Here is a 7,063-nt window from a genome sequence, read left to right as displayed (position 1 = left end):
TGGCGACGGCCGTGAAGGCAGCGACAACGAGCGAAGACAGTACCATGTGATTTTCAAGGGGTCAGAGTCGTTGAACGGCCGGCGACTGCTGGCGAACGCTGTCGAAAGCTATGGAATTCCTCGCTCCTGCGGTCCCCCCCATGACCCTGTCCGCGACCAAGCGCCCGCATGGCCTTCAGCACGGGCGTCGAGAGCGGCGGTTCGCACAGCGCGCGATAGGTCTGCTGTCGGCTGTCCCGTGTATTCCCGAGCGCACGATAGGCCGCGTGTTCAACGACGACCTCGTCGGGGCGTCCATACGCAAGACGCCCGTAACTGGACCACCGAAAGTGTCCGGGCGTGGCGCACATGCCGGCGCGGACCGGGTTCTGGTCGATGTAGCGGCTACACGTGAGGAAGTAGCGGGCCGACTCGATGAGGGACGACCGAAATCGTCCCTCCCACAGCGTGCCCGTTCGCGCGTGCCGACGATTGAACCGGCAGACATAGGTGCGCCCCATCCACTGAGTGAGACGCGCCACGCCGTCCTGCTGCGCGGGCGTCAGCAGGAGGTGGATGTGGTTGTCCATGAGCACATAGGCGTGCACGGCACACCCGAACCGCTGGCATCCCTCCGCCAGCAGCTCGAGGTAGAGCCGTCGATCCCGGTTGTCGTGGAACACGCGCTGCCGGTTGTTGCCACGCTGGATGTGGTGAACCGGCACGCCGTCGAGAATGATGCGCGAAGCTCGTGGCATAGGGGGGTAGGAAAGCGGTTGACTGTATCTGGGCCCCCAACCTGCGCCCCACCCACGAATTCTCCGTCATCAAAACGACTCGCCCATGACCATTTCAACGACTCTGACCCCTTGAATTCAACGACTCTGACCCCTTGAACCTTGAACCCCCCTTGAACGGCGCCCGGAACGGGATTGGCGGCCGGCGAGGGCGGACCGTAGCTTCGCGGCAGGCGGCGGCCGATTGGGCGCGCCGTGTCCCCTGCCCCGTACCGATGCGCCGTTCTCTGTCCTGGCTCCGCGCCGTACACCTGCTGGTCGGCCTCCTGCTGATCGGCGCCCCCGTTGCCGCACAGGCTCAAGGCGCGCAGGCCCAGGCCGCGCCCGGCTACCAAACGGACTTCACGAAGAACGAACTGGCCGCGCGACGGGCGCGGATCTACGAGGCCATTGGCACGAACGGCATCGCGCTCGTGCAAGGCGCCACCGGTACCGCGGGCCTCAGCGTATTCCGTCAGGCCAACGATTTCTACTACCTCTCGGGGATCGAGTCTCCCCACGCCTACCTGCTCCTCAACGGACGATCACGCACCACCACGGTCTATCTGCCGCATCGCGACGACGCCCGCGAGCGCAACGAAGGCAAGCTGCTCTCCGTCGAGGACAGCGCGCTCGTGATGCAGGTGGCCGGCCTCGAGCGCGTTCGTTCGCTCGATCGACTCGCGGAGGATCTCGTGAGCGCCGACCTGATTCGACCGCCGGCCATGATGATCCATACGCCACTGGCCCCCATGGAAACGGGCGGCGACAGTCGCGATGAACTACTGGCGGGACAAGCGCGCGCGGCAGCCGATCCATGGGACGGACGTCCGTCCCGGGAAGCGCATTTCGTTCATCTCCTGCAAAGCCGGTTCCCGCAGTTCACGGTGCGCGATCTCTCCCCGACCATCGATCTGTTGCGGGCGATCAAGAGTCCCGCGGAGATCGCCCTCATCCGACGTGCGACCGAGATCGCCGGGTATGGCATCATCGAGGCCATGCGCTCCACTCGCCCCGGCGTCTACGAATACCAGCTCGATGCGGCCGCGAAGTACCAGTTCTATCTCAACGGCGCGCGCGGTGACGGCTATGCGTCCATCATCGGCGGCGGAACGAACGCCTTCATGGGGCATTATTTCCGCAAGACCGATGTGCTGAAGGACGGAGACCTCGTGCTCATGGACTACGCGCCTGACTATCGCTACTACACCAGCGACGTCACGCGCATCTGGCCGGTGAACGGCACCTTCGACAAGGCGCAGACGGCACTCTACGAGTTCATCGTGGCCTATCGCGATGCGCTCTTCCGCTATATCCGGCCGGGAGTCACATCGGAAGACATCCTCGACCGTGCCGCAGCCGACATGCGCCAGTATCTGGTGGGCAAAACGTTCGCCTCCGCCGCACATCGCCGGGCCGTCGAGGCGGGGCTGGCCTTTCGTGGTCACTTCCAGCACCCGGTGGGCATGACCGTCCACGACGTGGGACGCATTCGCGGTGTGAAACTCGAACCAGGCATGGTGTTCACCATCGACCCGATGATCTGGATTCCCGAGGAACGGCTGTACATTCGCATCGAGGACATGGCGCTCGTCACACCGGATGGTGTGGAGAACCTGAGCGCCTTCGTCCCGACCAGCATTGCCGATGTGCAGCGCACCATTGCCGAAGAGGGGCTGGTCCAGTGGCGGCCACCCCTGAGCGGCACCTCCACCCCCGCACGCACAGGAGGAAGCCGCCGATGATGTCGCTCGTCTCCATGATCGCCACGCGACTGGCACTGATGGCCGGACTCGCGACGCCAGCATCGCCGCCTGCAGTGCCTCCCGACACCTACCCGCGTAACCCGGGGATCGATGCGGTCAACTACGCCTTCCGCCTCGAGCTGAGCGATAGCAGCAATGCCATCCGCGGTGAACTGGTCTTCGATCTGCGCGTGCTTTCTGCAGATGCCACCACGTTGCGTCTCGACCTGATCAACCGATCGGTGGCGCTGGGCGGCAAGGGGATGACTGTGACAACCGTAGAACGGGATGGCGCCGCGACTCCCTTTACTCATACGGGCGACGAGCTACGCATCCCGCTCCCCAGCGGCATGCCGCTGCCCCATCGCTCACGCGTAGTTGTTCGCTACGAGGGCACGCCGGCCAACGGCCTGCAGATCGGCCTCAACAAGCACGGGGATCGCACCTTCTTCAGCGATAATTGGCCGAATCGGGCGCGCCACTGGCTTCCCGTGATCGATCATCCGTACGACAAGGCCACCAGCGAGTTCATCGTGACCGCCCCGAGTCACTATCAGGTGGTGTCGAACGGGCTGCTCGCCGAGACGACCGACCTGCCCGGCAACCGGCGGCGCACGCATTGGCGCAACGGCGTACCCATCGCGCCGTGGCTCTACGTACTCGGCGTGGCGCGCTTTGCGGTCCAGCAGGTTGGTGCGTTTCAGGGCAAGCCGATCGAAACGTGGGTCTACCCGCAGGATCGCGACGCGGGCTTCTTCGACTTCGCAGAGCCCACGAAGGATGTGTTGGCCTTCTACAGCGACTACGTGGGGCCCTTTGCCTACGAACGACTCGCGAACATCCAGGCGAGCAGCGTAGCCGGCGGCATGGAGTCGGCGTCGGCCATTCTGTACCACGAAAGCTCCGTGACCGGTACGCGAAGCGAACGGTGGCGCAACGTGGTCATTCACGAGATTGCCCATCAGTGGTTCGGTAATGCGGTGACCGAAGCCGACTGGGACGACGTGTGGCTGAGCGAAGGGTTCGCCACGTACTTCACGCTGCTCTTCATCGAACACGCCTATGGTCGCGACGAGTTCGTGCGCGGGCTCGAATCGAGCCGCCGGACGGTACGGTCGTTCGCCGCGAAGAATCCGGGGTACACGATCATTCATCGCAACTTGAGCCGCATGGAAGACGTGACCAGCTCCCATACCTACCAGAAGGGGAGCTGGATTCTGCACATGCTGCGCGGCATGATCGGCACCGAGGCATTCAAACGCGGGATTCGCGCCTACTACGCGGCCCACTTCAACGGCAACGCCACCACCGCCGACTTCCGTCGCGCCATGGAGGAAGCCTCCGGTCGCTCACTCGAGCGCTTCTTCGACCAGTGGCTCTACAAGCCCGGGAATCTCGAGCTGACTGGCGACTGGAGCTACGATCGCGCCACGAAAGAAGTGCGCATCACGCTCGAGCAGGTGCAGAACGACGGCAGTCTGTTCACCATGCCCATCGAGGTGGCCGTACACGAGCAGGGACAGACCGCTCCCACGCTGCAGCGCGTGATACTCGACGGGCGGCGCGTCACCGCGGCGTTCACCGTGAAGAGCGAACCGACGGACGTACGGCTCGACCCCAATCTCTGGGTGCTGATGGAGGCGTCGTTTACGCGAAAGCGGTAGCGACGTCTCAAGACCTCAGCTGCGCCGGCGCGCCTGATCTTCTTCCCACTCCACGAACGACCCGTCGAAGTCCTTCAGCTTCGTCCCGTCGAACCACCACACGCGCGTCGCCACCTCACGCAGGAAGGCGCGGTCGTGGCTCACGATCAGCACCGTCCCCTCGTAGTCGCCAAGCGCGTCTTCCAGCACCTCGATGTTCTCCACGTCGAGGTGATTGGTGGGCTCGTCGAGCACCAGCAGGTTGGCGCCAGACAGCGTCATGATGGCAAGTGCCATGCGTGCGCGTTCTCCGCCACTCAGCGATCGGATCTCACGGAACACCTCCTCACCCGTGAAGCCGAAGGCACCGAGGTGGTTCTGCACCTGTCCACGGTTCCACAGCGGCCGATGCGACTGGATCGCATCGAACATCGAAAGGTCGAGCGGCAGATCGCCAAGATCCTGCTTGAAGTAGGCGGGCGTGATCGAGCTCCCGATACGTGACTGTCCGCCGACCGGCTCGCGGTCACCCATGATCGTCGAGATGAACGACGACTTGCCGGCACCATTCGGGCCCACCAGCGCCACGAAATCGTTGCGGCGCAGCACCGCCGTGAACTCCTCCACGAGCACGCGCCCTGGCACCTCCACGCGCAGATCCTTGACGTCGATCACCTGATCACCGCCGCGGTCGTTCACCGTGAACTCCAGCGACATCGCCGCCGGATCACCCGGAGGCGGCGCCAGACGCGGCAGGCGCTCGAGGCGCTTGCGCTTGCCCTTGGCCTGAAAGGAGTTCACGCCAGCGATGTTGCGGCGAATGTACTCCTCTTCCTTTTTCACGTACGCGCGCTGCTTCTCCAATTCGCGCTCGCGGGTGAGGCGTCGTTCGGCGCGCTGCGGGACGAACTGGCTGTAGTTGCCCTTGTACCACTCGCTCGATTTGGCTTCGATATGCAAGATGTGCGTGCAGATCGCATCGAGGAACGCACGGTCGTGCGACACGACCAGCACCGTCTCGCCGGCATCCTTGAGCCATTCCTGAAGCCAGTTGATCGTGTCGAGATCGAGGTGGTTGGTAGGCTCGTCGAGCATCAGCAGATCGGCCGGGGCGATCAGCTGGGCCGCCAGCCCCACGCGCCCGCGTTCCCCGCCGCTCAAGGTGGCAACGAGCCGCGTCTTGCTCTCCTCGGCGTCGAACCCCAGCCCCTGCAGCACCGCGTCCACGCGGGCGTGGTACTCGTAGCCGCCCATATCGGCAAAGCGCTCCTGATCGCGCCCGAATTTCTCCAGCATCTCGTCGGTGACCTTGTCCCCCAACTCGCCGAGCTGCATGGCCTGATCAGCAATGCTCTGCTCGAGGGCGATCACCTCACGCCACGCCGCGGCGCCCGCCTGCCATACCGTGGTGGCCCCTTCGAAGGCCCGGTGCTGATCGAGCAGCGCGTGGCGCATGCCCGGCTTCCGCGCCACGGCGCCCACGTTGGGCTGCCGGTCGCCGGTGATGACCGAAAAAATCGAGGACTTGCCGGCGCCGTTTCGCCCGATGATGCCCCAGCGCTCCCCCTCACCCACGGTGAAGGTGACGTTCTTGAGCAGTTCGGTGGCGCCGAACGAGATACCGATATTGGAGCAGGAGAGGAGAGTCACGCGGCGAGGTTGGGAACGGGTTCAGGGACCCGAAAGGTACACCCGCTCTGCCGCAGATCCGAAGTGCCGCGCCGCCCGGCAGCTGACGCCTGACGCCCAGCGCCCGGCGCCTGGCGTTTGGCGTTTGGCGTTTGGAGTTTGGCGCGGCGCGCTCAGTGCAGCCGCTGCACGGGCACCCCCCCGTACGAGGTATGTCCCTCCAGCGCACTGAACTTCGGGACGACACTGAGCGCCCCGACCTGTGTTTCCGGCCCCGTCGTGACGCCCACACCGACCACGCTCCCCACACCGATCACCGTGCCAGCCCCCAGGCGAACCGGTGCCGTCTTGAGGAGGCCGCGTTCTACGCTGTGGCCCGAGAGATGCACGTCGGCACCCACCACCACGTTGTCCCCGAACTCGAGCAGGTTGTGGTCCATGACGGAGAGACTGTTGACCCACACCAGCCGGCCCACACGCGCGCCGTTGAGACGCAGGTACCAGCTCCAGATCGGAGATGACCGGAACGCGGGACCGGCGAACACCCGGACCACGTGGATCGTCATCAGGTAGCGCCCCCACGTGAGCACGGGCCACTCGAAATCCGCGAGGCGGGCGGTGATGCCGGCAGGGGTGCGCCACCCCAGTACGCGGGTCGCCAGCGCCGACATGATCACCAACAGTGCAGCAAACAGGAGGTAGAGGGGTACAACGGCCAGCGAAAGCAGCAGCACCCGAAGCCCGTCGTTGATTGGCCACCTGGCTTGCCATTGTACGAAGGCCAGCGCGGGCGCGATCGCCCCCCCGAGCAACACCGTTTCGAGCAGGACGACCGACAGCACCGCCCACACGAACCGGACCGAACGCCATGTCCGTTGATCAGTCATCAGACGCGCGCCTCGACGACGCCGAGTCGACCGAGCTTGATGCCGCTGCCCGGTTGCACGCTGCCGGCACCGGCACGCCGCTCATCTACGTGCCAGGGCTCGACGGCACCGGACTGCTGTTCTACCGCCAGATGCGGCTGCTCCGGCACCGTTATCGTGTGTTCACCTATCGCCTGCGGGATGACGCCCGCACGATGGACGCGCTGGTGGCCGATCTCACCCATCATCTTGCGGTGGCCGTCCCGGACGGACGCCCGGTGGTGATGGTAGGGGAATCGTTCGGCGGTGCTCTGGCGATGTCGTTCGCCGTGGCGCATCCGGAGCGCGTTGGAGCGCTGGTCATCCTCAACTCGTTCACGCGCGTGACACCGCGCGCCACGTTGTACGTAGCGCTCGGTGCCATG

Annotated in this window: 6 protein-coding genes; 3 read left to right on the top strand and 3 right to left on the bottom strand. The window is 65.0% G+C overall.

Annotated features, from left to right (window positions below; genetic code table 11):
* Window positions 1-53 precede the first annotated feature (53 nt).
* Window positions 54-737: a transposase gene (locus ACIQ51_RS13840; protein ID WP_396205648.1), complete on the bottom strand. Its 684-nt coding sequence runs from the start codon at window positions 735-737 to the stop codon at window positions 54-56.
* A gap of 254 nt (window positions 738-991) precedes the next feature.
* Between ACIQ51_RS13840 and ACIQ51_RS13835 the strand changes: the two genes are divergently transcribed.
* Window positions 992-2,500 (top strand): aminopeptidase P N-terminal domain-containing protein, encoded by a 1,509-nt coding sequence (locus ACIQ51_RS13835; protein WP_396205647.1) that lies wholly within the window; start codon window positions 992-994, stop codon window positions 2,498-2,500.
* Window positions 2,497-4,164: a M1 family metallopeptidase gene (locus ACIQ51_RS13830; RefSeq protein WP_396205645.1), complete on the top strand. Its 1,668-nt coding sequence runs from the start codon at window positions 2,497-2,499 to the stop codon at window positions 4,162-4,164. Before ACIQ51_RS13835 ends, ACIQ51_RS13830 begins: the two co-directional genes overlap by 4 nt.
* A 15-nt stretch (window positions 4,165-4,179) precedes the next feature.
* On the opposite strand, the gene ACIQ51_RS13825 is transcribed toward ACIQ51_RS13830, so the two are convergent.
* Window positions 4,180-5,793, bottom strand: coding sequence for an ABC-F family ATP-binding cassette domain-containing protein (locus ACIQ51_RS13825; RefSeq protein ID WP_396205644.1), 1,614 nt, complete (start codon window positions 5,791-5,793; stop codon window positions 4,180-4,182).
* A gap of 152 nt (window positions 5,794-5,945) precedes the next feature.
* Window positions 5,946-6,659 (bottom strand): hypothetical protein, encoded by a 714-nt coding sequence (locus tag ACIQ51_RS13820; protein ID WP_396205643.1) that lies wholly within the window; start codon window positions 6,657-6,659, stop codon window positions 5,946-5,948.
* On the opposite strand from ACIQ51_RS13820, the gene ACIQ51_RS13815 reads away from it, so the two are divergent.
* On the top strand, window positions 6,641-7,063 hold a 423-nt coding region (locus ACIQ51_RS13815), incomplete at its 3' end, for an alpha/beta fold hydrolase (RefSeq protein WP_396205642.1). The two genes, ACIQ51_RS13820 and ACIQ51_RS13815, sit on opposite strands and share 19 nt — an antisense overlap.

This window comes from Gemmatimonas sp., from assembly GCF_044344655.1.
Lineage (GTDB): Bacteria > Gemmatimonadota > Gemmatimonadetes > Gemmatimonadales > Gemmatimonadaceae > Gemmatimonas.
The sequence above is the reverse complement of the archived record's forward strand: the minus strand, read 5'-3'. Positions and strand labels throughout refer to the sequence as shown.

Bases quoted from the DNA above. Each gene is read 5' to 3' on its own strand.
- ACIQ51_RS13835 (WP_396205647.1), top strand. From the start codon at position 992: ATGCGCCGTTCTCTGTCCTGGCTCCGCGCCGTACACCTGCTGGTCGGC.
- ACIQ51_RS13820 (WP_396205643.1), bottom strand. From the start codon at position 6,659: ATGACTGATCAACGGACATGGCGTTCGGTCCGGTTCGTGTGGGCGGTG.
- ACIQ51_RS13840 (WP_396205648.1), bottom strand. From the start codon at position 737: ATGCCACGAGCTTCGCGCATCATTCTCGACGGCGTGCCGGTTCACCAC.
- ACIQ51_RS13830 (WP_396205645.1), top strand. From the start codon at position 2,497: ATGATGTCGCTCGTCTCCATGATCGCCACGCGACTGGCACTGATGGCC.